The following is a 25,962-nucleotide window of genomic DNA, read 5'->3' on the forward strand; positions in this document are numbered from 1 at the left end:
CTTAGCATACAAAGTTTGAGATTTGCTTTAATCTAAGTATTTTTCATATACTTTTGTAAATCTATTTTGTGCTCATAAAAAGCTTTACCTATGATAACTCCGCGTATATGAGGGTTGGCACTAAGAATCTCTAATTCCGCGGCATCAGAGAATCCTCCACTCGCAATCGTATAAATACCGCTAGCTTGTGCGATATTTTGTGTGAATTCTATGTTTATGCCACTTAGAGCGCCATCGCGGTTAATATCTGTGCAAATGATAGCATCTACCTTGCTTCCTTTGAAATATGAAGCAAATACACTTGCTTCCATATCTTCCTCTTTTGCCCAACCTTGTGTCGCTACCTTGCCATTGCGTGCATCAATTCCTATGGCGATTTTATAGTGTTGTGCCATTTTGAGTGCAAACTCTGGATCTTGTAGCGCGATAGATCCTAAAATAATCCTCTCCACGCCCAAATCTTGATAGTATGCGATGTTTTCTTGCGTCCTAATTCCTCCACCTAACTCGATTTTTAGCGATGTGTGTGAGAGAATTTGCTTAATAACTTCTTTGTTGCGTGGCTCTCCAGCAAATGCACCATTTAAATCTACGATGTGTAGCCACTTTGCACCCATTGCCTCAATTTCTTGAGCAAATGCTAGTGCTTCACCATAGACTTTCGCGCTTTGCATATCTCCTTTGTATAGACGCACAGCCTTACCATCTTTAAGATCAATAGCCGGATAAATATCTATCATCATTACTCCCTTCTAAAACCTACGCTTTTTTGGTTATCAAAATTTGCGTTTAGCTCTTTTTTGATTTCTTCTTCAAAATCTTGCATACAAAAAATAGGATCTTCTCTTGTGGCGACTTTGTAGGCAGTATTTCGCACGACAAGTTTTATCTGCCCACCACTAAGATCAGATTCGCAAAATTTCGCGATAAATGCTTCCCGTGTGCCATTTAAGGTAATATTTGTTGGCAAAAGATGTTCCCAGAGTTGTTGCCTTTGCTCTTTGTTTGGTCTTTTAAATTCGATTTTGTAGTTAAATCGCCGCGAAAATGCCTTATCAAAATTTTCTAAAAGATTAGTTGTTGCGATTAAGATTCCCTCAAAACGCTCAATTTGTTCTAAAAAAATATTTTGCATTTGGTTATGCATTTTATCTGTGCTTGTGTGCGCTCCACCTCTTGATGAGAGAAATTGATCTGCCTCATCTAAAAACAAAATAGGCTCACTTTTGACTTTTTTGCACATCTCTTTGTAAGTATCAAAAATAAGGCGCACATTTTTTTCACTCTCCCCAACATACGCGGATAGAATCTTTGAGCAATCAAAGCTTAACACCTCTTTTTTTAGGCTTTTGGCTAATGCCATTGCGCTAAGCGTCTTGCCTGTGCCTGGAGGTCCAAAAAATAAAATTTTAGCTTCAATATTTTTGCTTTCTTTGATCCCCCATAGCTTTAAACGATTAATAACTACAGAATCTACTTGTGCAAGGATATGTTTTAGGGTTTCTTTTGTATTTGGGGATAAAATCACCTCATCAAGCGTGGATTTTGGCTCAAGGAGTTCAAAAATTTCTTGATTTTTGACTAGAGATTCTAGAGTGATTTTTGTGTGTTTTGGTTTTTTGGTGGGATTATTGATTATGTGCAAAATTTCATTAGGGATAAAAAAAGATTTATCAATATTTCCAAACCCTGAAAGATACTCATCATAATCTATCAAGCCTTTTGAAAGCAATTTAGAATCTTCACTAAGGAGCTCAAGGTTTGCCATTTTTTCATATTCATCATTGCTTATAAGGTGCATAAGTGCGTTTGCATCTCGCATATTTTGCATGCTTCTTGGGAAATATTCTTCTTTGAGTAAGGCTAAAAATATAGTTTGTTCTTTTTGGTTTAATTTATGGGTTTTGAAAAACTTTATAAGAGAGAGTTGCTTTTTGGTAAGTTTTAGCCTTGCAGAGATTCTATCTTCAAGGAGTTTGAGAGAATTTTTGGATAACGATAGAGAATCTTGACGCATACGACTTGTTTTGTGTAATAAATCTATGCGTTTAAACTGATCTTTTAGATATTCCAAATCACTAGTGTATGCGCTAATTTCTGGTAGAGTGTCATCAAAGTATCCCTCCAAAAGTCGCAAAAAATTATACGAAAGACTAATGCGCTCATTATATAGTTCTAGCATAAGCATAGGCATACTATTAGGATCATCTGAATTAAGTTGTGTAACCCACCCCATTTCGATGAGGTTATATATTTTTGGTAAAAGCTCAAAGTGTGTTTTGTATTCTTGTTCGCCATAATACTTGCTCAAAAATAGCGACACAGAGCAAATATTCTCACCATACAGATAATTTTTTAGAAGGTTTTGGAGAATCTGTGCTTCTTGCTCATCGCATTTAAGATGAGGGAAGATTTTTGAATCTTGTAATGCGTTAGATTCTAAAAAATCAACAAGAAATTCCATATATTATCCTTACTACAAAATCACATCAAATTCTGAATCATCACAAGGATCAAGGTGGGCATTAATTTCCCATACCAAGCTTTTGTCAATTGCGCGAATGCGGCTTTCTATGTCATCACAAATTTTATGCGCTTCTATAAGTGTAATATCTGGGTGAAACACCAAGTGCACATTAATAAAAATGATATTTCCCACGATACGACTACGCAATGCGTGATAGCTCGTGATAGGAGAATCTTCTAAAATCTCTTGCACGCGCGCAAAAATATGTGGTTCAATCGCCCTATCAAGCAATAACAAAACATTTTCCTTGATGAGCTTAAAAGCAGAAACTATAATATAGAGCGCAATGATAATCCCCAAAATTGCATCAAGTTTTTCAAAACCGCTAAAACTAATGATAGCAAGAGAACATAAAATCGCACCATTGCTAAGCAAATCTACTTTGTAGTGAATCACATCGGCTTTGATCACTTGTGAATGCGTTTTTTTGGCTACTTTTTGGAGAAACCATACAAGCACAAATGTTACGCAAAAAGAGACAATCATCATGCCTATGGAAGAAGATAAACTCTCAAGCGCGTGAGAGGAGATAAGTTTTTGCACAGAAGTATAAAAAATATATATTCCTGAACATGTGATAATCAAACCCTCAAATGTGGCTGCTAGGAATTCTAGCTTTCCTAACCCATAGTTAAATTTACTATCCGCAGGTTGCTCGGACTTTTTAATGGCAAAAAAATTAAAAATAGAGATTCCCACATCAAGCAGTGAATCTATCGCACTAGCCAAAACCGCGATGGATCCACTTATAATCCCTACGATAAGTTTTCCTATGGCAAGACAAAGTGCGGTAATTGTCGCGATGAGCGTCGCGTATTTGGGAGTGTAAAGTAGATTTTTAAAAAACACTTTGTTGCTTGTCTTTGGGTTTATCTATGCTATTTACTTAAAGGTTGTGCCACCATCGATAACGATAGTTTGTCCTGTAAGCCACGCACTTTGTGTGTTATCACACAAGAAAAATGCCGCTCCTGCCAAATCTTGTGGCGTTCCCATACGATTAAGAGGGGATTGTTCCTCAACTTTTGCCTTCACTTCTGCATAATCTGGAAATGCTCTTAATGCGTCAGTATCGATAGGTCCTCCACTTACAGCATTAACGCGTATGCCCCACTCGCCCAATTCCGCAGCAGCATATTTCACCATTGTCTCTACCGCATTTTTAGAATTTCCATGTCCTGCATAGTTTGGCATATATACAAGATTCCCTGTAGAGCTAAGAGAAACAATCGCGCCACCACCAACTTCTTTCATGCGTTTTGCTGCCTCTTGCGCTCCCACGACAAAAGCAAGCACGGTAGCAGTATAAATATTGTTGAGACCTTTTGGGCGTAGTCGCATAAATGGCGCAAAACCACCCGCTACGCTTTTTCCATAGATAATAGCATTTGAGATAAAAAAGTCAATGCGATCAAAGTCGTTATCGATTTTGCTAAAAAGTTCTGTATATTGCTCAGGCTCCAAAATATTAAGAGGATAGAATCTTGCTTTCACTTTGTAGGTAGATTCTATATCTTGAGCGATTTTTTGCGCTTCTTCTTCATTTTTATTGTAGGTAAAAGCCACATTCACGCCATTTTGTGCAAAACGATACAAAATTGCCTTGCCTATACCGCGTGTAGCACCACTGATAACTAACGTCTTGCCTTTCATAAATTCTGTAGTATTTTGCTCATTTGTCATCATATACCTCGTTTATTGAAGTTATAAAACCCTAGATTCTAGCAAACTTTTCTTTAAACTAATACATCATATAGAAATTTGGCAATATCTCATAATTGTGTAAAACCTCAATGACTAAAATAGCCACTACACCGATAAACCAATTTAGTGCGCGTCGCAATTCTTTGTGAAAAAACTTAGGGCGCACCTCGATTTTTTCTGGACAAGAGAAATGCGCAAAGGAAGGGAAAAATCTTGAGGTATTTTGCAAAAATTGCTGATATTTTTCACCAAATCTTTGAGATAGGAAGTTTTCCTCGCCCAAAATAGTCATACGATAAATCCACAAAAACAAGATTCCGCCAAGAATGATGAGTATTAGCTGTGCTTTGAGTGCTAAAATCCCAAGAAATCCTATAAAAGAAAATAGATACAAAGGATTGCGACAAAGGCTATATGCACCATAATCAATAAAGCTATTGCCATCAGCTCCCTCATTTTTCATACCGCCAATAAACATTGTGGCATAAAGGCGTCCGATAACGCCCACAATAACAAGCGCTATGCCCACACCGCGTATGCAGTTTGCCACAAAATCATCATATGGCGTGTAAGAGACAATAAGCCACACAACACCAATTGTTCCTAAAAGATATTGCCAAATAAAGCGATTCCATTTCATATATACTCCTTATTTTTATGGTAGGACTTCATAGTCTTGAAGGACTTGTTCTATTTTGATCATATTTTCCTTGCTTGGCGCAAGCAATGGCAATCTGTATTCCAAACTTGGTATAAGCCCACTAATATACATTGCTGCTTTAATCGGAATAGGATTGCTCTCGCAAAAAAGCACCTTGTTTATAGCATAGAGTTTGTTATTTATCTCTTGGCTTTGTTTCATATCGCCATTGAGGGCTAGGTGTGTGAGTTTAGCAATTTCTTTTGGCAAAAGGTTGCCTGTGACAGAAATCACACCTTTTCCACCATTAGCCAAGATGGGATAATTAATCGCATCATCACCGCTAAAAACCTCCATTTTTGGTGCATTTGTCGCAAGTTCAATGACACGCTCCATTGATCCTGCCGCTTCCTTAATCGCAAAAATATTTGGCACATTTTCAAAAAGTCTTATAGCTGTATCTGTTTGGATACTTACGCCTGTGCGCCCTGGGACATTATAAAGCATAAGGGGGATTTGCACAGAATCTGCCACTGCTTTATAATGCTGATATAATCCTTCTTGACTTGGTTTGTTGTAATATGGACTCACACACAAGATCGCATCTGCACCGCATTTTTGCGCAAATTGTGCAAGCTCTATGGCTTCTTGTGTCGAGTTGCTACCAGCACCAGCAAGCACCTTGGTATTGCTTCCTTTGCATACATTTACCGCCACTTCGATACATTCCATATGTTCTTTGTGATTTAATGTAGCAGATTCACCCGTTGTCCCCACTGGCACACAAGCATCCATACCATAACGTATTTGCCGCAATAAAAGTTTTTCATATGTATTAAAATCAATTTTACCTTGATAAAAAGGCGTAATAAGCGCACTCATAGCACCACGAAGCGTTATCTTACTTTCCATGATACCCCCTTATTTGTGCAAGATAACAACGCTTAATTGTTTGTTGTCAAAATATTTTCTTGCCACACTAGCAAGTTGTTCTATGCTTAGATTCTCAATAGCCTCTTCATACGCAAATAATGGGCTTAAATCCCCTCTAGCTAGATAATCTCCAAACACATATGCACTCGAAGAAGCATCTTCAAATCCATAAATAAAACTTGCTCTAGTATTAATTTTTAGCTTTTCAAGCTCTTGAGGGCTTATTTTTCCCTTTTTGATACGATCTAAAATCGCATAAATTTCTTTTTCAATCGCCTGTGCTTTGACATTTGGGAGGGCTTGTGCCATAATGAAAAAGATTCCATCATCTTTAAGTTCCATATTATAAGCTGAAATACTAGAAGCAAGATGTTTTTTGTCAATAATCTCGCTCTCAAACAAGCTAGATTTACCGCCACTAAGAATCTTGCTAATGGCGCTTAGCGCGACTTGATCTTTGTGTGCAAAGTTTGGTATTTTATAGCCCATAGCCAAATATTCTATTTCGGTATCTTTTGTGATTATTACGCGTTTTTGTTCTGTTTGTGTTGGTTCTTTTACTTGCACTTGTGGGATAGAATCTGTTTTGTTAGCAATCTTGCCAAAATACTTTTGTGCCGAGTCAAAGACTATTTGTGGATCTATATCCCCTGCTACAAGCACGATTGCATTTTGTGGTTGGTAATACAAAGAATGAAATGCTTTAATATCCTCTAATTTCCAGCCTTTTATATCATCGCTAAAACCAATAGGCGTCCAATGATATGGGTGTTTTGTGAATGCGGTATTAAAAAATGTAAAATACAAAAGCCCCATAGGATTATTATCTGTGCGCCATAAGCGCTCTTGCATTACCACATCGCGTTCAGGTTGAAACTCTGAATCTGTAAGACTTAGATTCTCCATAACTTCGGCAAAAAGTTCTAAGCTCTTATCAAGATTTGTGTTTGTGGTTTTGATATAGTATTTGGTGTAATCAAAGCTTGTAAAAGCATTATCCACGCCACCAAACTTTTTTACAATCTCATCGAATTCACCGGCTTTAAGGTTTTTTGTTGATTTGAAATTTAAATGCTCGAGCATATGAGCTATACCACTTTTGCCCATAACCTCATTGCGACTACCGACTTTATAAATCACATCAATCTCTACCACACTACTTTGATTTGCCAATGGCACGACTACAACTTGCAATCCATTATCTAGTGTTTGTTCATAATGCTTTGGTATAGCTCCGGCATAGCTTATCGCACTCATTAAACCTCCTAATAGCAAAATTTTTAGACTTTTCATTATGTATCTGCCTCGTTAGCTTTGGTGCGTTTTGTTGTGATTTTTGGTCTTTTGGTTTTTGGGGATTGGGTTGCTTGAGATTCACTAGCTTGGGCTACTTTTACTTCATCATTGTGTTTTGATTTTTTAGTGTGGTTAGTACCTATGGCTTCAGAAATATGGTGGAATCCATCAGCCTCAAGATTTTCTATAATTCCTTCGTTGATGCGTTTAGGAAGTGAAGGACCTTGATAAATAAGCCCTGTATAAATTTGCACAAGTGAAGCCCCCATTTTGATCCGCTCATATGCTTCATTGGCGTTGTCAATGCCACCAGCAGAGATAAGGAGTGTTTTGCCAAAAAATTCTTTTGCGATACTCGCAAAGACTTCTCTTGAACGCTGCTTAAGAGCCTCACCGCTAATCCCTCCTTGATCCTTTGCGCCTTGCAATAAACTATAGTCAATACTCGTATTTGTGGCAATGATACCGCTACAGCCATGCTTTATGGCAGATTCTATAACCTCTAGCATATCGTCGGTATGCATATCAGGTGAAATCTTTAAAAATACAGGTTTTTGCGTGTGTTGGCGCGCCATTTTAAACAACGAAGCAACAAAACTTTTGTTTTGTAAATCGCGAAGCTGTGGGGTATTTGGGCTAGAAACATTAAACACAAAATAATCCGCTAGATTCACTAACTCTTTTAACGTATTCTCATAATTTTGCAAAGAATCGCTTTGTGCAATAATTTTATTTTTTCCAATATTTACACCAATGGGGATAGAAAAAGGATAGCATTGTTGGAGGCGTTTGGCAATCTTGCTGACACCAGCATTATTAAAGCCCATCATATTTTGCAGGCTATGTGCTTGTGGAAATCGGAATAATCTTGGTTTTGGGTTGCCACTTTGTGGGGCTTGTGTGATTGTGCCAACTTCAATAAATCCAAATCCCAATGTGCTAAGTCCTTTGAGCATTGTCGCATTTTTATCAAATCCAGCGCTAATGCCCACAGGGTTTGGAAAACATAGAGAATCTAAAGTATTTGTAAGTCTTTTGTCATAGTGCACAAATTGCCATGCCAAAAAATCCTGCACCAAAGGTAGCGGTGCAATTTTTCGCAAAAATAATTCAGCAAGATTATGAGCTTTTTCTGCGTCTAGCTTAAAGAGCAATTGCTTAAAGTTTTGATACATTTTTACCCCTTTGTGATGATACAAACTTGCATTTTATAAAAATTCCCTAAATAATATCTTTAACATTCTTGGTATTATATGCGTTTTGTATGGCTTGTAGCGTTGGATTGGCGATAAAAAAATCTAGTGCTTTTATGCCATAAGCACATAGAGAATCTAGGGTTTCTTGTTCTGTATGTGTGAAATCACCAAGCACATAATCAATAACACATTGTTCTTTTGGCTTGGATTGGCTAAGAGTTGGCTTACCAATCCCACAACGCATACGCATATACGCATTACCACAAAGAGAATCTATAGATTTCAATCCATTATGCCCGCCACTTGATCCACCTTGCTTAAATCGCACAGCCCCAAGGCAAAGATCCATATCATCATGTATGACAAGCATTTGTGTGATCGTATGATATTTGCAAAACGAAGCGACACTCTCGCCGGAGAGATTCATAAATGTTTGTGGTTTGAGACAGAAGATAGAGGCGTGTGGGGTGCTAAGACGCGCACAAAAAGCTTGGGATTTTTTATCACAATCCCAAGTGAGATGATGGTGCTTTGCAAACACATCAAGCATAATAAAACCAATGTTATGCCGTGTGTGTGCATATTTTTCGCCGGGATTTCCAAGCCCAACGATCAGTAAGCACTCTTTAGACTGCATTGCTGCATACAAAATTATTTTGCTTTGATAACACCAACTACAGCAACATCTTGATTATTGAGAACTCTAACACCACTAATTTCTGGTAAATCGCGCACAAGGATAGAATCTCCTACATCCAAGTCGGTTACATCAAGCTCATAAGCATTTGGCAAATTCTCTGGAGTGCATTGCACGCTGATACGCTTTGTAGAGATAAAAAGCACACCTTTGTTTTTTAGCCCTTTTGCGTTGCCTTTTGGTTTGACTGGAACTTTAAATTTACTCGCTACACCTTTTTGAGCCAATAACAAATCCACGTGCTTGAGGATATCTGTAACAGGATCTTTTTGATATTCTTGGACAACGACATTATAACTTTTCCCACCGACTTTCACTTCAAAAATCAAGTTTGTCTTACTCTTAATTTCTTTTATGAAATCATTGAGTTTAAACGCACAATGGATATTTTCTTGTCCTTTTCCATAGATATTGGCAATTAGATAACCATCGTTTCGCAAAGCCTTTGCTGCTGCTTTAGAAATACTCTCTCTAATGATACCTTCTAACATTTGCAATCCTTTTGTAAAAACTTAAAAAGGCGAGATTATAGCAAAAAATCCACAAAATATATCTAAAATTTTTGAGATGCAAAACTAAAACAAACATATATACAAAAAGTTAAAAAACTACATGAGAGTTAATGCTTCTTAAGATTTTTGCAAAGATAAGCCTTTTTGCAATGAATAGATTAAGGTTGTCATTTCTATATGTGATCCCCTAAAATCGGGTCTTATGCTCAAACTGATTTTAAGAAGCTTTATAAGCCCATAAGGTTTTAATCCCCTCGAATCGGGTCTTATGCTCAAACAAATGGAAAGCTAAGGCGTGAAATTCCATAGTTTTAATCCCCTCGAATCGGGTCTTATGCTCAAACTTATTTCCAAAAAGTGTATTAAGCGATGGGGTTTTAATCCCCTCGAATCGGGTCTTATGCTCAAACAACATTAAGCTCTATATGCGGATACGCAAAGTTTTAATCCCCTCGAATCGGGTCTTATGCTCAAACAGGGTCAAAAATGAGAATCGACACCCAAAATCCCACATATTGCGACAATCAAGCTATTTCAAAGAACATCTAAAGTTTGTAATAAAACAAGCATTATAGCAAAAATATACAAAATAATATGGCAAATTATATTTTTGCAAACTCTACTATCTGTATTTATATACGCATACATCGCATAGCGTTTGCCAAAGCCAAAAGTGCTACGCCCACATCACCAAAAATCGCTTCCCAAATGGTCGCAAACCCACATAATCCCAAAACAATAAACACAGCCTTTATCCCAAGTGCGAGGGCGATATTTTGGTAGATGATGATTTTTGTTTTTTTGGCAATTTGTATGCTTTGGAGGAGGGTTTTTAGGGAATTGTTTGTGATGATGACATCAGCATTTTGAATACTTATATCACTACCACTACCCATTGCTATACCCACATCTGCTAGGGCAAGTGTTGGAGCATCGTTTATGCCATCGCCCACAAAGGCTACTTTGCCACTATTGTTGGCTTTTAACTCACGCATAATCTGTGCTTTATCTTGTGGCAAGAGAGAATGCCTGTAGTTGCACCCAAGTTTTTGTGCTACTTGTTTGCAAGGATATTCTCCATCACCACTAAGCATTATAGAATCTATATGGAGTTTGTGTAGTGTATTGATAACTTGTGGGGCTTCATCTTTTAGCACATCGGCAATGAGTATGTAGCCCAAATATTGTTTATCACGCACGATATGCACGACACTTCCTTGCACATGACAAGTATTATGAGCTATATCAAAGGTATGGAGAATCTTGTCATTTCCAGCAAGAATCTCGTGATTATCACAAACCGCACGCACACCCAAGCCCGATAATTCCTCATATTCGCTGATATGATGTGTATGCCCAAGCTTGTGATACGCGTCTTTTATGGATTGAGCTATAGGGTGATTAGAGAGATTATGTGCGCAAAGTGCGGTAGCTAGGACTTCATCTTTGCTAAACCCTGTATTTGGGATTATATCAAGCACTTCAAACACGCCTTTTGTCAAAGTCCCTGTTTTGTCAAATGCTATGATAGAGAGCTTGCTTAGGGCTTCTAAGTAGTTTGATCCTTTGATTAACGCACCTCTTTTGCTTGCTGCAGCCAAACCTCCAAAATACCCAATAGGCACGGATATGACAAGCGCACAAGGACAGCTTACCATAAGCACGACTAAAGCACGATAGATCCATTCTTCAAAACTTGCGCCAAAAAATATAGGTGGAATAAGGGCTAAGGCTAGAGCTAGAGCAAATACGATAGGTGTGTAATAGCGCGCAAAAGTGGTGATGAAATTTTCAGTAGGAGATTTTTGTGTTGTAGCAGAGGCTATTAAATCCGCAATTTTAGCGATTTGGCTTGTGGCAAATGGACGCAAGACTTGAAGTGTTATGGCTTGATTTAATGCAATAGCACCACTTAGAATCTCATCACCTTGTTTAGATTCTATAGGTAGGGATTCACCACTGATAGCGGCGGTGTTAAAACTTGCACTTTCTTGCATGAGCACACAATCACACGAGAGCATTTCCCCAGCGTATAAGATAATGTGATCACCTATGGCAAGATCTTTGGGATCAATATCTTGTGTTTGGTGTGTTGTTGTATCGATAATATGTGCTTTTGGTGGGATAAGGTTTGCGCTTTCATTGATGGCTTGTTTAGATTTTTTGACGCTCACTTCTTGGAGATATTCTCCTGTGGCAAAGAAAAGCATAATACTTACCGCCTCTTCCCACGCCCCTAGACAAAATGCTGCTATGGAGGCGGTGAGCATTAAGACATTTTCATCAAAAAATTCTTTGTGTTTAAAGCTTTGTATTGCACCTTTGATGACATTGCGTCCGCTTACAAGATAGATAAGAATCCAAAGTAGCTTTATAGAAAATATCCAAAAATCGGAGGTTTTTTGCTCCAAAGATGTGAGCCAATGCATACAACCTAACGAAGCAAGAAAGAGCGCAATAAGTCCTAACAATATAAATAATTGGGGCGTGAAAATATAGCTTTTTTGGGGTTTTTTTGTAATTTTTACTTTTGGCTCAAGAGATGAGATTGCTTGTTTTATGGATTCTATATCATCGCAATCAATAGTAAGTGTGTTGGTGGCAAAAGAGATTTGCACAAATCTCACGCCTTTGATATTACGAAGTTTGCGCTCCAATGTATCGGCACAAGATGGGCATTCAAGGTTTGTTATGTGAAATGTTTGCATACAAGCTCTCCAAAAATTCATAGCGGTAATCATAATGTATATTTTGCAATGTCGCGTTAATGTGTTATCAAAATATATATAATTATGAGAAAATATATATGTGTGAATCTGCTATAATCACGCAATTTTTTGCAAGGATACTGATGTCTATATACCCTGTGCCAGATTGGCTTCCTGATTTTCATACGCGTATCGCGCAATGGTATGCCAAATGCGGTAGAGTGGAGTTGCCTTGGCGCAATCTTAGGCGTGATGGCTCACAGAGTTATGAAGTGTATATTAGTGAAATTATGTTGCAGCAAACACAAGTCTCCCGCGTATTAGAGGCATTTTATTTTCCATTTTTGCATACATTTCCTAGCTTGTCTGCCTTGGCAGATTCTCACGAACAAGATGTTTTGCGACTTTGGCAGGGGCTAGGGTATTATACACGAGCTCGTAATTTGCGAAAGTGTGCGCAAATTTGTGTAAAAAACCATAATGGGGCGTTGCCAAAAGGTGTGGAGAATCTCAAAAAGTTGCCCGGTATTGGTGCTTATAGCGCTGGAGCGATAAGTTGCTTTGGCTTTGGAGAGAGTGTGGGTTTTGTTGATGCAAATATTAAGCGTGTCTTTTCTCGCCTTTTTGCGTTGCAAAATCCAACATCACACGAATTACAAACTCTTGCCACAATATTATTAGATACACAAGATAGCTTTACATATAATCAAGCATTGCTTGATATTGGGGCTCTTGTGTGTAAAAGTAAGCCTTTGTGCATAGTATGTCCTATTAGGGAATTTTGTAAGGGTAGCAACGCCCCACATTTGTATCCACAAAAAACACTAAAGACGCGTGAATCTCTAAGATTGGAGTTATATATCATTACATATTATGAGAATCAAACATTGTATGTTGCATTAGATTCTCCACATTCTCGCAGAGATTCTACATTGTATGCTGGGTTGTATAATGTGCCTATGCGTGCTGGAAATCTTTCTAATATTTCTCCTGCTGGTATTTCTAAGAGCTTTGCCACATCTTTTAAGCACATAGGGAGTTTTAAACACGCTTATACAAAATACGCTATCAATGCTTTGGTATTTTATGCCCATTGTCAGGATAAACAACAGGCACAAGCGCTTATAGATTCTTGTGTGATTTGTAGTGTAGATTCACAATCACGATGTGATATTGCTTTTGTGGCGCTAGATATGCTCTCTAGTATTCCACTCTCAAACCTAAGTCACAAAGCCCTAAAATGTATCCCAATGTGATATATATAAATTTAATGAATGAGATTTTGTGTTAAGATAGCGATTGGCAAATACTACGTAAAAATGATTTTGTAAAAAGGGATAATGGTGCTTGATTGGGGTTTTATCTTACAACATACCTATATGTTTTATGATGCATTTTGGCTAACTTTAGAAATTTCTAGCATTGGCATAATTTTGGCGATTATCATTGGCTTTTTGTGCGCACTTTGCTTGTCTTTTAAACCTATCTTTTTTCTCACTCGCCTTAGTGCGCTATATGTCGAAGTGGCGCGCAATACACCATTGCTTATTCAGCTTTTTTTCTTATATTTTGGGCTTAGCAAAGTGGGATTACATATTAGTGCATTTTGGTGTGCGATTATTGGTGTAGCGTTTTTGGGCGGTGGTTATATGTGTGAATCGTTTCGTGCAGGATTGCAAAGTGTAGGCAAAGCACAAAAAGAATCTGCCCTTAGCATAGGATTATCGCGTTTTGATATTGTGCGTTATGTCATTTTTCCACAAGCACTAGGCGTGTGTATGCCATCTCTAGCGGCAAATGTGATTTTTCTTATCAAAGAAACTTCAGTGGTGGGGATTATCGCACTTGCAGATATTTTGTATGTGAGTAAGGATATTATTATGATGTATGCCAAAACTTATGAAGCACTTTTTATGTTGCTGTGTGCGTATTTGGTGATACTTTTGCCCCTATCATTAGTGTTTAGTTTTATTGAACGCACGATTAAACAAAGGCTGTAGCGATGATAGATTCACTTTTTAGCGCAAGCAATATATATCGCTTGGGCGAAGGATTAGGCATTACGCTTTTTGTTTCTTTTGTGTCCATTGGGCTTTCTATAGTATTTGGCTCATTAATAGGGCTATGTATGCTTATGCGATCTGTGGTGGTGCGCGTGGTATGTCGGTTGTATTTGGAATTTGTGCGTATCGTGCCTATTTTGGCATTGCTGTATGTATGTTATTTTGGATTGCCACAAGCTATGGATATACATATCAATAATATTTTTGTGGGGATTTTGGTATTTAGTCTTTGGGGAAGTGCAGAAATGGCGGATTTGGTGCGCGGCGCGTTTAGTTCTATTAGCAATCATCAGCGAGAATCGGCTTTGAGTTTGGGTCTAAATTGGACAAAGACACAGATTTTTGTCATTTTGCCACAAGCTACTACGCGTCTTATACCCGGAAGTATCAATCTTTTTACACGCATTATCAAAACCACCTCGCTTTTGTTGTTTATTGGAGTTGGTGATGTGTTTTTTGTCGCTAGACAGATTATTGAAGCAAACCATACAATCGTGAGTGCGCCATTTGTGATTTATGGCTTTTTGCTTGTATTGTATTTTGTCTTATGCTATCCACTTTCTTATCTTGCAAAACGCTTAGAATCTAAAGATTCTAGTATGTAGAATCTTTAGATTCTAAGAAACAAGATAAGCTTGTGTGGTATCAAAGCAGAGTATTTGGGAGTTTATCCCAAATGCGCTAGATTTATTGATATAAGGAGTTTTATGTTACAAATCCATAACCTTACGAAGCGATACGATTCTCATCTTGTGCTTGATAATATCGATCTTGTGGTGCAAAAAGGCGAGGTAGTGACTCTTTTGGGACCTAGCGGTTGTGGTAAAAGCACATTGTTGCGTTGCATTAATGGATTAGAGCCGACACAAGGTGGTGAGATTTATTTAGAATCTGTGCAGATAAACACACCAAAGACTGATTGGAGCAAGATTCGCCAAGAAATTGGTATGGTATTTCAAAATTATGAATTATTTCCACATTTAAGCGTGGAGCAAAATATTTTATTAGGACCACTCAAGGTGCAAAAACGCCATAAAGATGAGGTATTACACCAAGCCCATAGTCTTCTTAAGCGCGTAGGTTTAGAATCTAAGCTTAAGGCATATCCTAAACTCTTAAGTGGTGGGCAAAAACAACGCGTGGCGATTGTGCGTGCATTGTGCATGAATCCAAAGATTATGCTTTTTGATGAAATTACAGCCTCGCTTGATCCTGAAATGGTGCGTGAGGTGCTTGATGTGGTTTTGGAACTTGCTGATGAAGGCATGACAATGCTTCTTGTTACTCATGAGATGGGTTTTGCAAAGGCGGTGAGTGATAAAATCGTGTTTTTGGATTCTGGAAAGATTATTGAATCTAGCACGCCACAAGAGTTTTTTACCAATCCCAAAAGCACTCGTGCCAAAAATTTTCTCAAGACTTTTGATTTCAAACGCAAACATCAGCACAATTAAGCAAAAATTTTAAAACACATAATGTGTTTGTTACTTTTTGTGCCATAGAATCTAAAAAATCTTAAAACACATATTGTGTTTTTAAAAAAACTATGCAATAATATCCGTCAAACTAAAATTTCATAAAAAGGATCATAATGAGTAGTATCGTTGGATTTCCTCGTATCGGACAAAATAGAGAGCTGAAAAAAGCTTTAGAGGCATTTTGGGCTGGAAAATGTAGCCAAAGTGATTTAGAAAACGTAGCCAAAGATTTGCGTAAAAAGCATTGGGAAGCACAAAAACATCTTGATTATGTATGTGTCAATGACTTTAGCTACTATGATAATATTTTGGATCTTGCCTATGCGCTTGGCGCAAAGCCACAAAGATTCAAAGATTTAAGCGGTTTGGAGGGATATTTTGCTATGGCACGCGGACATGCAAAAGGTGTAGCGTGTGAAATGACAAAATGGTTTAACACAAACTATCACTATGTCGTGCCAGAGCTTAGTCAAACAGATGTATATCAAGCACAGATTCAAACACTAAAGGATCAATACAATGAAGCTAAAGCGCTAGGATATACGCCAAAGATTTCACTTATAGGACTTTTTACATTTTTTGGATTAAGCAAAATTGCACAAGGTGATCCAAAGGCTATTTTTGCAAAGCTCAAAAGCGCGTATTTAGATTTGGTTGATGAGATTGCCAAACTAGATTCGGAAGTTGTGATTGAATTTAGTGAGCCTATTTTTGTGCGTGGATGGCACAATGATACGCCACAAGCACAATGTGTCTATGATAAACAAGCTATTAAAGAAGTGTATGAAAGCATTGCACAAAAAGGCATCAAAACTATCGTAACAACTTTTTTTGAGCATAGCAATGAGCTTACAGAGGTTTTGTTGCAAACAAGCATTTATGGTATAGGACTTGATTTTATCGCAGGGGCTAAAAATACACAATCTCTTGGCGCTATCGCGGCAAGCAACAAGGTGCTTTTTGCAGGGCTTATTGATGGGCGTAATATTTGGGTAGCAGATTTAGAATCTAAACTCAAAACATTAGAATCTATCACAGCACAAATTCCAAAAGAGCGCGTAGTGATCACTACTTCTTGCTCACTTTTGCATGTGCCTTTTGGAAAAGATGATGAAAGTAAAATGGATTCACAGATTCTAAGTTGGATTAGTTTTGCAAAAGAAAAACTTGAAGAATTAAGAGTGCTTGAAGATCTCTTCAAAAATGGCGTAAATGGAGGAAGTAAAGCATTTTTTGAAGCCAATAAGGCTATTAATAATGCGCGTAAAACTTCTGAAAAAACAAACAATAAAGCCGTGCGCGATCGCGTGAGCAAAAATACACTAAAAAGCCGCGATGTAGCTTTCAAAGATCGTATTAAGATTCAACGAGATGAGCTAGGTTATCCAGATCTTGCGACAACAACAATTGGTTCATTCCCTCAAACACCAGAACTTCGTGCATTGCGTTTGGGGTATAAAAAAGGTGAGATTAGCAAAGACGCGTATGAAGCAGGAATCAAAGAATACATACAAGATTGTGTGAAGTTTCAAGAAGAAATTGATTTAGATGTTTTGGTGCATGGAGAGCCAGAACGCAATGATATGGTGGAGTATTTTGGGGAGCAGCTTGAAGGGTTTGTGTTTAGTCAAAATGGTTGGGTGCAAAGCTATGGTAGCCGCTGTGTGAAACCACCTATTATTTTTGGTGATGTAGCACGACCTAAGGCAATGACACTTGATTGGATTTTGTATGCACAAAGTCTTACGAAAAAAATTATGAAAGGTATGCTAACAGGACCTGTAACGATTCTAAATTGGAGCTTTGTGCGCGATGATATGACGCGCTCACAAGTATGCGAACAAATTGCATTAGCCATTGCTGATGAGATTGATGATTTGCAAAAAGGCGGAGTGAAAATCATTCAAGTCGATGAGGCAGCCTTTAAAGAAGGGTATCCTTTGCGCGCAGAAAATATCAAAGAATATGAGCGATGGGCACTAGAGTGCTTTAAGGTTTCTACCGCAGTAGCAAAGGCAAATACACAGATTCACACACATATGTGTTATAGTGAGTTTAATGACATTATCAAAACTATCGAGGCAATGGATGCTGATGTGATTAGTATAGAAACTGCAAGAAGCGGAAATGAGTTGCTAAAAGTCTTTAAGGAAGTTGGCTATACACATGAAGTAGGACCGGGTGTGTATGATATTCATAGCCCTAGAATCCCAAGCACACAAGAAATCATCGATCAAATCAAAGCGCTTTTGGAAGTATTGCCAAAAGAACAATTATGGATTAATCCAGATTGTGGGCTAAAAACTCGAAAATGGGAAGAAGTCAAGCCAAGCCTTAAAAATATGGTTGAGGCAGTTAAGGCTGTGCGAGGCACATTAGGCTAACCCCATACAAAGAAACACGAGATGATAGAGCAGTTTGTAGCCAAACTTGGCACAAAACAAAGGCTTTTGACCCTAGAGGTTACTCCGCCACTTTCGCCGACACTTGCAGGAAGCAAAGAAGTAGAAAAACTTCTTACGCTTTCTAGCGAGGTGGCAATTGATGCGTTTGTTTGCACCGATTCGCCTTTAGCACATTTTAAACCATCATCGATTCTAAGCTCTATCAAACTTCAGAATCTCACACACAAACCTGTTGTATGCACTCTTGGAATGCGCGATCGCAATTCTATTGCATTGTGTGGAGATATTTTGGCGGCGAATGAATTTGGTTTGCGATCATTTTTGTGTCTTACGGGCGATCCCATTAAGCTTGGAGATTGCGCAGAATCTAAAGGGGTTTTTGAGGAAAATTCCCTAAAGCTTATGCGTATCATTCATAATCTCAATGAGGGGAAAGTGCTTAATGGCAAAGCTCTCAAAGATTCTATAGAGCCTATTTATGGTTTTCAAGTGATAAATTCCTATGCGAACAATCCTCAATCTCTTAAAACCAAAATGCGCAAAAAAATCTCACAGGGCAAACCATATGCACTTTTTACACAACCTGTGTATTCTAAAGAAATGGCAGAATTTCTTCTCCAAAGTTTAGATGAAATAAATGCCGAGCTTGGCACACATACCACGCTAATTTTTGGATTTTTTCCAGTGGTGAATTATAAAGTCGCCATTTTTTTGCGTGATAAGCTACCGGGTGTGTTTATTCCAGATACTTGGATTACCCAACTACAAAATGCCAAAGATAATGAATATGAGGTTGGTTTGGAATTATCGCGAGAGTTACTCACTCAATTACGAAGCCTACATGACAAAATACATTTTATGAGTGCCAATAAACTAGAGCTTGTGCGAGAATTTTATCTATCATAAAATTTTATGTTTTAATATTTGGGGCAAAATGCACCCAAATATTTTATACAAACTCGTTTTTTATCTGTGCCACCCATTTAGTGATGCGCTCATCGCTAAGATCTTCTTGATTATCTTCATCAAGCAAGAGTCCTATAAGCTTACCATCAACGAGTGATTCTGTATCATCAAAGTAATATCCCTCATTGGCAGTTTGCCCAATGCGTTTGGCTTTTGCAGCTTTGTGATAGAGATAAGAAACTCCATTGCAGAATGTATCACTATATGTGTCTTGGTCTCCTACGCCGATAAAAGCGACTACTTTTCCGCTAAAGTCATCTTCACTTAGCGTATCTAAAAAGCTATCCCAATCATCTTGCAAATCGCCGTGTCCATAGGTAGGTGTGGCAAGAATGAGGTTGTTAAATTTCACAAAATCTTCTTTAGAAGCTTTTGCTACATCAAAGAGTTCTGCATCGCCAAGTTCTTTAGCAACTTTTTGGCAGATATTTTGTGTATTTGAAGAATCACTTCCATAAAAAATCCCAATTTTTTGCATACATACTCCTTACAACGCATAGATAGAGAAAATAAGAATAATTCCTATATCTCTTAAAATGCGAATAATACACTTTTTTTGTAACAAAGTGTTATGAGATTCTAAACAATCCTACTTCTTTTTTGCGTAAATAGACATAGTCTCTATGAGATAGTATTCTCACAAACTCACTTTAGTAATTATTTAAGAATACCAAATACAATAACGATTTACATATTTTAGAATCTAAAGCAAGGAGTTTGTATGATAAAAGCGTGTCGTATTTTATTGATAGCAAGTGTCGGGTATATGGGGGCTTTTGATTTCAAAAATGCGCCAGATGTGCAAGAACGCCTAAATCCTAGTAATTCTCCCCAAAGTATTCAATCCTATGCTTCCTCATTAGGCGATGCGACAAAGGCGGTTGTCAATATTTCTACACAAAAGCAAGTTTCAAACACAATTCCTAACCACCCTATGTTTAATGATCCATTTTTTCAACAATTTTTTGGCGATGTGTATGGGCAGATTCCAAGAGATAGAATCGAGCGAAGCTTGGGAAGCGGTGTGCTTATCTCCACCGATGGCTATATTGTTACCAATCATCACGTTATAGATGGCGCTGATAAGATTCTTGTCTCACTCTCTGGTAGCACCAAAGAATATACCGCCAAAATTATAGGCGCAGATTCTCGCAGTGATCTTGCTGTTATCAAGATAGAGGCTAGCACCCCATCTATTAGTTTTGCCAATAGCGATGCGGTGCAAGTAGGTGATGTGGTTTTTGCCATAGGTAATCCATTTGGTGTCGGAGAGACGGTAACACAAGGCATTGTGTCTGCACTCAATAAAAGTGGCATAGGGATTAATGATTATGAAAATTTTATCCAAACCGATGCGTCTATCAATCCGGGCAATAGTGGCGGGGCATTGATAGATTCTCGTGGAGCGCTTATAGGGATAAACACCGCGATTCTTTCACGCACAGGTGGTAACCATGGTGTAGGTTTTGCAATTCCTTCTGAAATGGTTAAAAAAATCGCCAAAGAGCTTATCGAAAAAGGTTCAGTCAAACGAGGGTATTTGGGTGTGGGAATCCAAGATGTGAGCGAGGATTTACAAGAAACCTATGGACAAAGAGAGGGAGCATTGCTCATTAGCATTGAGCCACAATCTCCAGCAGCAAAAGCCGGTCTTATGGTATGGGATCTTATCACGCAAGTAGATGGCAAAAAAATTACAAGCGCACAGGATCTTAAAAACCTTATTGGTATGCTTCCACCCACACAAAAAGTTACCATTAAATATGTGCGCGACAAACAAGAGCGTATGACTCAGGTTGTGTTAGGAGAGCTTAGCAGTGATGAATCACAAAAAATGGATCAAGAACAAAATCCACCAAAAAATGCCAATGGCGGTATTGATGGCTTAGAGGTAAGTGAAATCACCCAAACATTGCGCCAACGCTATAGAATCCCAGATAATGTGCGAGGTGTAGTGGTTGTGGAGGTAAAAAGAGATTCATTAGCCGATAAAGCTGGATTTAGCATAGGTGATGTGATAGCGCAAGTTGAGGATAGCAATATTGCAAGAACATCAGATTTTTTGGCGGCTTTGGGCAAGTTTAAAAATAAAAACAAGAGAATCTTGGTATATTCTCGCAATGGAATTAAGACCATTATCTTAAAATAAAGAATAGTGTATGATTCATATTGATGCCAAGCATTTTAAACTTTTGCAAGAGAAAATTTATGAGCTTTCAGGGATTGCCATTGTAGATTCTAAATTTGCTATGGCAAAAAATCGTGTCCTAAAGCTTATGAAAGATACGCATTGTGAGAGTGTAGAGAGCCTACTTGCAAAGGTGGCAAAAGACAAAAATATCGAACAAGCTTTTATTAATGTTTTTACCACCAACAAGACAGATTTTTTCCGAGAAAGTTTTCATTTTGATGATTTGCTTGATAGGGTTTTGCCACAGCTTTTTAAGACACAATCGCGTATTAAAATTTATTGTTGTGCATCTTCTACAGGACAAGAGCCCTATTCTATTGCCGCTACGGTGGCATATGCCAAAAAAATTTATAATGCTAGCACGCAAGTTGAGATTATTGCTACAGATATTGACACACAAGTGCTAGAGGTTGCCAAAGAAGGAAAATACACGATAAACCCTCTAATGGAAAAATGGCCTAAGTGGGCAGAGAGTGAGATTTTGGAGTTTTTTGATGTCATTGATGAATCTAAAAAAATGCGCCATCTTTGTGTCAAGCCAAAGCTTAAAAATATGATAACTTTTAAACAATTAAATCTCTTTGCCAAAAGATATCCTTTTAGTAATGAAGAATTTGATATAGTATTTTGTAGAAATATTCTTATTTATTTTACCAAACCCGATCAAGAGAATATTTTGCAACGCCTCTTTTCGTTGCTAAAAGTGGGTGGGACATTTTATTTGGGGCATTCCGAAAGTCTTTATGACCTAGCAAATGACACAGAAAAGCTTGGGCATAAAATTTTTATTCGACAACGATAAGGGAGAGAATGATAGATTCAAAAGAATTGGCTACAGGTCAAAAACTGCACCCAGATACTTTACTAGAGAGTAAGCCATGCAAGGATTTGATACGCCCAAAACTTATCGCTATAGGTGCGAGCACAGGCGGTGTTGATGCGCTTAGTGTGATTTTCTCAAAACTTCCTAGAGGATTGCCACCAATTGTCGTGGTGCAACATATTCCAAAAACTTTTGGCTCTTCTTTTGCTAAACGCTTAGATTCTCTTTCAGAACTTGATATTTTTGAGGTAACACAAAAAATGTGTCTTGAGCAATCCTGCGCATATCTTGCGAGTGGAGATTCACATATATCATTGAGTTATGAAAATGGGCATTATTTTGCAAAACCCATAGATGGTCCTAGAATCTCCCGACACAAGCCTAGCGTGGATATTTTGTTTCGCAATGTGAATAATGTGGCAGGAAAAAATGCGCTCGGCGTAATTCTTACTGGTATGGGCGATGATGGAAGTATAGGATTAAAAGAAATGTATCAAAATGGTGCTATTACTATTGCACAAGATGAGCAAAGTTGCGTGGTTTTTGGTATGCCAAAAAAAGCTATCGAGGTTGGCGGAGCAAAATATACGCTAAGTCTTGAGCAAATCATTGAATATATTAGTAATTTTAAAGGTTAGCAATATGCGATATGTGCTTATTATGTGTCTGTGGTTTGGGGGTATGGTAGTAGCAAGTGATGTTATAGCTGGTGTAGCAGTGCGTGTTAATGGACATGCTATAACATTGCATGAGATAGAAAAAATGCAAAAAACTATGAAAGTTGATAGGCAACAAGCCATTGACTTATTGATTAATGAGCGTTTAAAAGATGATGAAATTGAGCGTTTTAAGATTAGCATTGATGAATTTAAAATTGATGATGAAATTGGGCGTATTGCCTCAAGCAATGGTATCAACAAAAGTGCGCTTATTGCACAGCTTGCTAGAGAAGGGGTGAGTTATCAAGCATATCGATCCGATCTCAAAAAGCAACTCCAAACGCGTGAATTAATGCAAAAAATCCTTGCTAGCAATGTCAATATTACCGATGAAAGCGAGTTATTTGCTTACTATAATGCACATAAAAAAGATTTTGAAGTCCCCTCTAGCGTCAAAGTTATGCGCTATAGCACTTCAAGCGATGCGTTACTTCAAAAGGCTATGAAAGATCCAAAGAAAAATATCGAAGGAGTGCAAAAACAAGAAGAAACAATCAATATGCATATCCTCTCACCACAAATTGCTCAAGTATTTGTTACAACACCAAAGGGAGATTTTACACCTGTGCTTAATGCAGGAAATAATGTTCTTGTGAGTTTTTTGGTGCTTGAAAAGCTTGGAGAGAAGCTTATGAGTTATGAGGAAGCTAAGCCTATGGTCAATCAGCGTGTAATGGCGCAAAAAGAGCAAAGTATCATTAAAGAACACTTTGCCAAGATTCGCGCGAGTGCTAAGATCGTCTATTTACGAGAATAGTATGCAGTGGTATCAAGATCCGCTTTTTGGCATTATCCTTGTTTTTGTGATTATTGCTATTGTCGGTGCGCTAGATTTTATCCGCAACCGCATAAAGGAGCGAAAGCGTGTAAATTCTCTTGAAGATTTGAAAAAGTCTTATGAATTTTTGGGAATAAAAGATGGCGTTGAAGAGTTTTTAAAGCTAAACAAAAATGCGATTCCAACGCTAGAATTTATTGCCAATGCCTATATTCAAAGTGGCAATATCCAAGAAGCTATTAAAATTTATACAAGTATATTAAATGCCAGTCCTAGCACATCTACACAGGATAAAGTTCATATTTTGTATGCACTTGGTGTTGTGCATTTTCAATCAGGATTTTTGCAACGTGCTAAAAATGTATTTCTAGAAATTGTCAAAAATTTTCCTAGAAATCCAGAAGCTTTGTTTTATCTACTTAGGATTTATGAGAAGCTTAATGAGTATGAAAAGGCGATTGATGTAGTGGATTGTTTGCAAGAGATTTATGAGCAATCCGGAAATCTTGATGACACAAAATATTTTGAAACCTTATCACATAATCGTGCGTATTTGGAGAGTATGTGTATTTTTGCTGATGAAGGGAGTGCGTTTGAAGATAAAGTGCCTAAATTGGAGGCGCTAAAGGCTATTTTTCCAAGACTAGAAAAGCCTATTTTGATGTATTATAGGAATTATAATCTTGCGCTTTTTTGGCAAAAGGCACAAGAAGCACGCAATATAGAAAATCTCCTTGACGTGTTGTGGCATTGTCCCAAAAGCGAAGTCCCACTTGAGAGTCTTACAAATCAAAAGATTATTGAAATTTATAGAGCGCGTGAGCAAACTCATATATCATATGAATCTAATAAACAAGAGTGTGCAAAATTTGAGTTAGAAACACTTCGTTTGCTGCGTGCATATTCGCATTTTAGTGTGGATTTGCATTTTGAATATCGTTGTAGCGAATGCAAGGGGATTTTTCCTCTTGAAAATCAGCGATGTCCCACTTGTAATGCACTTTTGAGTTTTGATGTTTTGTGTTCTGTGCGAGAAAGCAAAGATGAAATCCGTTACTCTTTATTGTGATGGTTCATCATTAGGCAATCCCGGTGCTGGTGGTTGGTGTGGGATTTTGGAGTTTAAATCCACGCGCAAGGTTATAAGTGGTGGAGAAGCACACACAACTAATAATCGTATGGAACTTCAAGCCGTTATTTCATCTCTTGAAGCACTCAAAGAGCCTTGTTGTGTAGAAATTTATAGCGATTCTAAGTATGTGTGTGAGGGTATCAATGTATGGCTTGCAAATTGGATAGCAAAGGATTTTGCTAAGGTAAAAAATCCTGATTTGTGGCGAAGATATATACAAGTTGCACAAAAGCACAAGATTCACGCTACTTGGGTTAAAGGACATTCGGGTATTGCACTTAATGAAGAGTGTGATAAGATTGCCAAACAAGAAGCGTTTAAAATTTTAGAATCTACTAAGTAATACCTTTATTAATCATGTGCAAATTTTACCTGTGATTCATGCACAAAGCCATGAATGGCATCTCTTCCGTCTTTAGCATTTGGAGGCAGATAATATACTTCACGCCAATCTTTCTCTCCACTTCCATAATCACTATCAATAGCCAATAAAAGCCCCTCATTATTAATCATATCATTTTTCAAAATCTTTCCTACTATTTTTCCATTTGCTTTATCTCTTATATTTACATAATCATCTTGAGAATTATATTTAAGCTTAATATAATAAGAATTTCCAGGATTATAATAAACATCTGCAGAATTATCTTTGGAAAAATATTCTATTTGCACATCATCAAGTAATTTAACATTTACAAGATCGCCATAAGCCTCTCTTCCTGCCTCACCTTCACCATAAAAAGAATAGTTTTTTATTGTTACCTCTGCTCTTACAGCTGATACTCCTAAAAATGCTTTATTCAAAGGAGATGGTAAATTTACATTTTTATCATTTAATAAAATACCGAATTTCAATCTTTCAAATTCTTTATAGTCATCTATGTTATGGGAAGATGTACTAAATAAAAAAGGCAAATCAATATTATTATCAGGATAAAATCTTAAAGCATTATTAGTCTCAAAATCATCAGCTCTTTCCAACACTCCTGTCAATGTAATTTCACCATCAAAATAAATTTGAGCAGCGGAATAAGTGCCGTCAAGTTTTTTAACTTTAAGTGTATTTTTTATTACTTTACCATTATCGCTTAAAAGTTCAGAAAAATATGCTTTATCAGGCGGAAATGTCCATAAAAAATTAATACTTAAAAGAAATAAAATAATTTTTTTCATTATAGCTCTTATTGTTGTGCT

At 37.5% G+C, this 25,962-nt stretch carries 25 protein-coding genes and 1 CRISPR repeat array; of the genes, 12 read left to right on the forward strand and 13 right to left on the reverse strand.

The window, feature by feature from the left end; translation table 11 throughout:
* Positions 1 to 32 precede the first annotated feature (32 nt).
* The 11 genes from hisA to B9T66_RS01995 all read right to left on the reverse strand — a co-directional run bounded on the left by hisA (position 33) and on the right by B9T66_RS01995 (position 12,213).
* Positions 33 to 743, reverse strand: coding sequence for a 1-(5-phosphoribosyl)-5-[(5-phosphoribosylamino)methylideneamino]imidazole-4-carboxamide isomerase (gene hisA, locus B9T66_RS01945; protein WP_095627310.1), 711 nt, complete (start codon positions 741 to 743; stop codon positions 33 to 35).
* Positions 743 to 2,464 carry an AAA family ATPase gene (locus tag B9T66_RS01950; RefSeq protein WP_095627311.1) on the reverse strand — a complete coding sequence of 574 codons (1,722 nt, stop codon included), beginning with the start codon at positions 2,462 to 2,464 and terminating at the stop codon, positions 743 to 745. The genes hisA and B9T66_RS01950 overlap by 1 nt, the downstream gene beginning before the upstream one ends.
* A 12-nt stretch (positions 2,465 to 2,476) precedes the next feature.
* The gene (locus B9T66_RS01955; RefSeq protein WP_095627312.1) at positions 2,477 to 3,376 is read right to left on the reverse strand and encodes a cation diffusion facilitator family transporter; all 900 of its coding nucleotides are present in this window, start codon (positions 3,374 to 3,376) and stop codon (positions 2,477 to 2,479) included.
* Positions 3,377 to 3,409: 33 nt separating this feature from the next.
* Positions 3,410 to 4,210: an enoyl-ACP reductase gene (locus B9T66_RS01960; protein WP_095627313.1), complete on the reverse strand. Its 801-nt coding sequence runs from the start codon at positions 4,208 to 4,210 to the stop codon at positions 3,410 to 3,412.
* 58 nt (positions 4,211 to 4,268) lie between these two features.
* The gene (locus B9T66_RS01965; RefSeq protein WP_095627314.1) at positions 4,269 to 4,871 is read right to left on the reverse strand and encodes a methyltransferase family protein; all 603 of its coding nucleotides are present in this window, start codon (positions 4,869 to 4,871) and stop codon (positions 4,269 to 4,271) included.
* Positions 4,872 to 4,886: 15 nt separating this feature from the next.
* Complete coding sequence (dapA, locus tag B9T66_RS01970) at positions 4,887 to 5,783, reverse strand: 4-hydroxy-tetrahydrodipicolinate synthase (RefSeq protein WP_095627315.1); 897 nt, start codon at positions 5,781 to 5,783, stop codon at positions 4,887 to 4,889.
* A 9-nt stretch (positions 5,784 to 5,792) separates the two neighbouring features.
* Positions 5,793 to 7,061, reverse strand: a complete 1,269-nt coding sequence (locus B9T66_RS01975) for a M16 family metallopeptidase (RefSeq protein ID WP_095627316.1) — start codon at positions 7,059 to 7,061, stop codon at positions 5,793 to 5,795.
* 35 nt (positions 7,062 to 7,096) lie between these two features.
* A complete protein-coding gene (locus tag B9T66_RS01980) occupies positions 7,097 to 8,275 on the reverse strand; it encodes a quinone-dependent dihydroorotate dehydrogenase (protein WP_095627317.1) in 1,179 nt (392 codons plus the stop codon).
* A 46-nt stretch (positions 8,276 to 8,321) separates the two neighbouring features.
* Complete coding sequence (gene pth / locus B9T66_RS01985; protein WP_095627350.1) at positions 8,322 to 8,933, reverse strand: aminoacyl-tRNA hydrolase; 612 nt, start codon at positions 8,931 to 8,933, stop codon at positions 8,322 to 8,324.
* A 14-nt stretch (positions 8,934 to 8,947) separates the two neighbouring features.
* Positions 8,948 to 9,484 (reverse strand): 50S ribosomal protein L25/general stress protein Ctc, encoded by a 537-nt coding sequence (locus B9T66_RS01990; protein WP_095627318.1) that lies wholly within the window; start codon positions 9,482 to 9,484, stop codon positions 8,948 to 8,950.
* Between the two features lie 197 nt (positions 9,485 to 9,681).
* Positions 9,682 to 9,981: a CRISPR direct-repeat array (repeat unit 36 nt; unit sequence GTTTTAATCCCCTCGAATCGGGTCTTATGCTCAAAC).
* Between the two features lie 156 nt (positions 9,982 to 10,137).
* Positions 10,138 to 12,213: a heavy metal translocating P-type ATPase gene (locus tag B9T66_RS01995; RefSeq protein ID WP_180763308.1), complete on the reverse strand. Its 2,076-nt coding sequence runs from the start codon at positions 12,211 to 12,213 to the stop codon at positions 10,138 to 10,140.
* 143 nt (positions 12,214 to 12,356) lie between these two features.
* Here B9T66_RS01995 and B9T66_RS02000 point away from each other — a divergent pair, with 143 nt between their 5' ends.
* The 6 genes from B9T66_RS02000 to B9T66_RS02025 all read left to right on the forward strand — a co-directional run bounded on the left by B9T66_RS02000 (position 12,357) and on the right by B9T66_RS02025 (position 19,065).
* The gene (locus B9T66_RS02000) at positions 12,357 to 13,469 is read left to right on the forward strand and encodes an A/G-specific adenine glycosylase (RefSeq protein WP_180763309.1); all 1,113 of its coding nucleotides are present in this window, start codon (positions 12,357 to 12,359) and stop codon (positions 13,467 to 13,469) included.
* An 84-nt stretch (positions 13,470 to 13,553) separates the two neighbouring features.
* On the forward strand, positions 13,554 to 14,213 hold the full coding sequence (locus B9T66_RS02005; protein WP_095627321.1) for an amino acid ABC transporter permease: 660 nt from the start codon (positions 13,554 to 13,556) through the stop codon (positions 14,211 to 14,213).
* A gap of 2 nt (positions 14,214 to 14,215) precedes the next feature.
* Positions 14,216 to 14,881, forward strand: a complete 666-nt coding sequence (locus tag B9T66_RS02010) for an amino acid ABC transporter permease (RefSeq protein WP_095627322.1) — start codon at positions 14,216 to 14,218, stop codon at positions 14,879 to 14,881.
* A 102-nt stretch (positions 14,882 to 14,983) separates the two neighbouring features.
* Positions 14,984 to 15,730, forward strand: a complete 747-nt coding sequence (locus tag B9T66_RS02015; protein ID WP_095627323.1) for an amino acid ABC transporter ATP-binding protein — start codon at positions 14,984 to 14,986, stop codon at positions 15,728 to 15,730.
* A 137-nt stretch (positions 15,731 to 15,867) separates the two neighbouring features.
* A complete protein-coding gene (metE, locus tag B9T66_RS02020) occupies positions 15,868 to 18,138 on the forward strand; it encodes a 5-methyltetrahydropteroyltriglutamate--homocysteine S-methyltransferase (protein WP_095627324.1) in 2,271 nt (756 codons plus the stop codon).
* A gap of 21 nt (positions 18,139 to 18,159) precedes the next feature.
* A complete protein-coding gene (locus B9T66_RS02025; protein ID WP_095627325.1) occupies positions 18,160 to 19,065 on the forward strand; it encodes a methylenetetrahydrofolate reductase in 906 nt (301 codons plus the stop codon).
* Positions 19,066 to 19,108: 43 nt separating this feature from the next.
* On the opposite strand, the gene B9T66_RS02030 is transcribed toward B9T66_RS02025, so the two are convergent.
* On the reverse strand, positions 19,109 to 19,603 hold the full coding sequence (locus B9T66_RS02030; RefSeq protein ID WP_095627326.1) for a flavodoxin: 495 nt from the start codon (positions 19,601 to 19,603) through the stop codon (positions 19,109 to 19,111).
* Between the two features lie 243 nt (positions 19,604 to 19,846).
* Here B9T66_RS02030 and B9T66_RS02035 point away from each other — a divergent pair, with 243 nt between their 5' ends.
* Genes B9T66_RS02035 through rnhA form a run of 6 tightly spaced genes read left to right on the forward strand, consistent with a single transcriptional unit; the run spans position 19,847 to position 25,111 of the window.
* Positions 19,847 to 21,274, forward strand: coding sequence for a Do family serine endopeptidase (locus B9T66_RS02035; RefSeq protein WP_095627327.1), 1,428 nt, complete (start codon positions 19,847 to 19,849; stop codon positions 21,272 to 21,274).
* Positions 21,275 to 21,284: 10 nt separating this feature from the next.
* Positions 21,285 to 22,118 carry a CheR family methyltransferase gene (locus B9T66_RS02040; RefSeq protein ID WP_095627328.1) on the forward strand — a complete coding sequence of 278 codons (834 nt, stop codon included), beginning with the start codon at positions 21,285 to 21,287 and terminating at the stop codon, positions 22,116 to 22,118.
* Between the two features lie 8 nt (positions 22,119 to 22,126).
* The gene (locus tag B9T66_RS02045) at positions 22,127 to 22,777 is read left to right on the forward strand and encodes a CheB methylesterase domain-containing protein (RefSeq protein WP_095627329.1); all 651 of its coding nucleotides are present in this window, start codon (positions 22,127 to 22,129) and stop codon (positions 22,775 to 22,777) included.
* Between the two features lie 4 nt (positions 22,778 to 22,781).
* Positions 22,782 to 23,615 carry a peptidylprolyl isomerase gene (locus B9T66_RS02050; RefSeq protein ID WP_257874568.1) on the forward strand — a complete coding sequence of 278 codons (834 nt, stop codon included), beginning with the start codon at positions 22,782 to 22,784 and terminating at the stop codon, positions 23,613 to 23,615.
* 1 nt (position 23,616) lies between these two features.
* A complete protein-coding gene (locus B9T66_RS02055; protein ID WP_095627330.1) occupies positions 23,617 to 24,705 on the forward strand; it encodes a tetratricopeptide repeat protein in 1,089 nt (362 codons plus the stop codon).
* On the forward strand, positions 24,680 to 25,111 hold the full coding sequence (gene rnhA / locus B9T66_RS02060; RefSeq protein ID WP_095627331.1) for a ribonuclease HI: 432 nt from the start codon (positions 24,680 to 24,682) through the stop codon (positions 25,109 to 25,111). Before B9T66_RS02055 ends, rnhA begins: the two co-directional genes overlap by 26 nt.
* An 8-nt stretch (positions 25,112 to 25,119) precedes the next feature.
* On the opposite strand, the gene B9T66_RS02065 is transcribed toward rnhA, so the two are convergent.
* Positions 25,120 to 25,941, reverse strand: a complete 822-nt coding sequence (locus B9T66_RS02065; protein ID WP_095627352.1) for a hypothetical protein — start codon at positions 25,939 to 25,941, stop codon at positions 25,120 to 25,122.
* Positions 25,942 to 25,962: the final 21 nt, after the last annotated feature.

This window comes from Helicobacter sp. TUL (genome assembly GCF_002287135.1).
Classification (GTDB): Bacteria; Campylobacterota; Campylobacteria; order Campylobacterales; family Helicobacteraceae; genus Helicobacter_F.

Excerpts from the sequence above, each read along its gene's own strand:
- B9T66_RS02035 (WP_095627327.1), top strand. The coding sequence starts at position 19,847 with ATGATAAAAGCGTGTCGTATTTTATTGATAGCAAGTGTCGGGTATATG.
- hisA (WP_095627310.1), bottom strand. The coding sequence starts at position 743 with ATGATGATAGATATTTATCCGGCTATTGATCTTAAAGATGGTAAGGCT.
- B9T66_RS02030 (WP_095627326.1), bottom strand. The coding sequence starts at position 19,603 with ATGCAAAAAATTGGGATTTTTTATGGAAGTGATTCTTCAAATACACAA.
- B9T66_RS01975 (WP_095627316.1), bottom strand. The coding sequence starts at position 7,061 with ATGAGTGCGATAAGCTATGCCGGAGCTATACCAAAGCATTATGAACAA.
- B9T66_RS01990 (WP_095627318.1), bottom strand. The coding sequence starts at position 9,484 with ATGTTAGAAGGTATCATTAGAGAGAGTATTTCTAAAGCAGCAGCAAAG.
- B9T66_RS02025 (WP_095627325.1), top strand. The coding sequence starts at position 18,160 with ATGATAGAGCAGTTTGTAGCCAAACTTGGCACAAAACAAAGGCTTTTG.
- B9T66_RS02055 (WP_095627330.1), top strand. The coding sequence starts at position 23,617 with ATGCAGTGGTATCAAGATCCGCTTTTTGGCATTATCCTTGTTTTTGTG.
- dapA (WP_095627315.1), bottom strand. The coding sequence starts at position 5,783 with ATGGAAAGTAAGATAACGCTTCGTGGTGCTATGAGTGCGCTTATTACG.
- B9T66_RS01965 (WP_095627314.1), bottom strand. The coding sequence starts at position 4,871 with ATGAAATGGAATCGCTTTATTTGGCAATATCTTTTAGGAACAATTGGT.
- B9T66_RS02045 (WP_095627329.1), top strand. The coding sequence starts at position 22,127 with ATGATAGATTCAAAAGAATTGGCTACAGGTCAAAAACTGCACCCAGAT.
- B9T66_RS01950 (WP_095627311.1), bottom strand. The coding sequence starts at position 2,464 with ATGGAATTTCTTGTTGATTTTTTAGAATCTAACGCATTACAAGATTCA.
- B9T66_RS01995 (WP_180763308.1), bottom strand. The coding sequence starts at position 12,213 with ATGCAAACATTTCACATAACAAACCTTGAATGCCCATCTTGTGCCGAT.
- B9T66_RS01960 (WP_095627313.1), bottom strand. The coding sequence starts at position 4,210 with ATGACAAATGAGCAAAATACTACAGAATTTATGAAAGGCAAGACGTTA.
- B9T66_RS02000 (WP_180763309.1), top strand. The coding sequence starts at position 12,357 with ATGTCTATATACCCTGTGCCAGATTGGCTTCCTGATTTTCATACGCGT.
- B9T66_RS02010 (WP_095627322.1), top strand. The coding sequence starts at position 14,216 with ATGATAGATTCACTTTTTAGCGCAAGCAATATATATCGCTTGGGCGAA.
- metE (WP_095627324.1), top strand. The coding sequence starts at position 15,868 with ATGAGTAGTATCGTTGGATTTCCTCGTATCGGACAAAATAGAGAGCTG.
- B9T66_RS02005 (WP_095627321.1), top strand. The coding sequence starts at position 13,554 with ATGGTGCTTGATTGGGGTTTTATCTTACAACATACCTATATGTTTTAT.
- B9T66_RS02050 (WP_257874568.1), top strand. The coding sequence starts at position 22,782 with ATGCGATATGTGCTTATTATGTGTCTGTGGTTTGGGGGTATGGTAGTA.
- B9T66_RS01980 (WP_095627317.1), bottom strand. The coding sequence starts at position 8,275 with ATGTATCAAAACTTTAAGCAATTGCTCTTTAAGCTAGACGCAGAAAAA.
- pth (WP_095627350.1), bottom strand. The coding sequence starts at position 8,933 with ATGCAGTCTAAAGAGTGCTTACTGATCGTTGGGCTTGGAAATCCCGGC.
- B9T66_RS02040 (WP_095627328.1), top strand. The coding sequence starts at position 21,285 with ATGATTCATATTGATGCCAAGCATTTTAAACTTTTGCAAGAGAAAATT.
- B9T66_RS02065 (WP_095627352.1), bottom strand. The coding sequence starts at position 25,941 with ATGAAAAAAATTATTTTATTTCTTTTAAGTATTAATTTTTTATGGACA.
- B9T66_RS02015 (WP_095627323.1), top strand. The coding sequence starts at position 14,984 with ATGTTACAAATCCATAACCTTACGAAGCGATACGATTCTCATCTTGTG.
- rnhA (WP_095627331.1), top strand. The coding sequence starts at position 24,680 with ATGAAATCCGTTACTCTTTATTGTGATGGTTCATCATTAGGCAATCCC.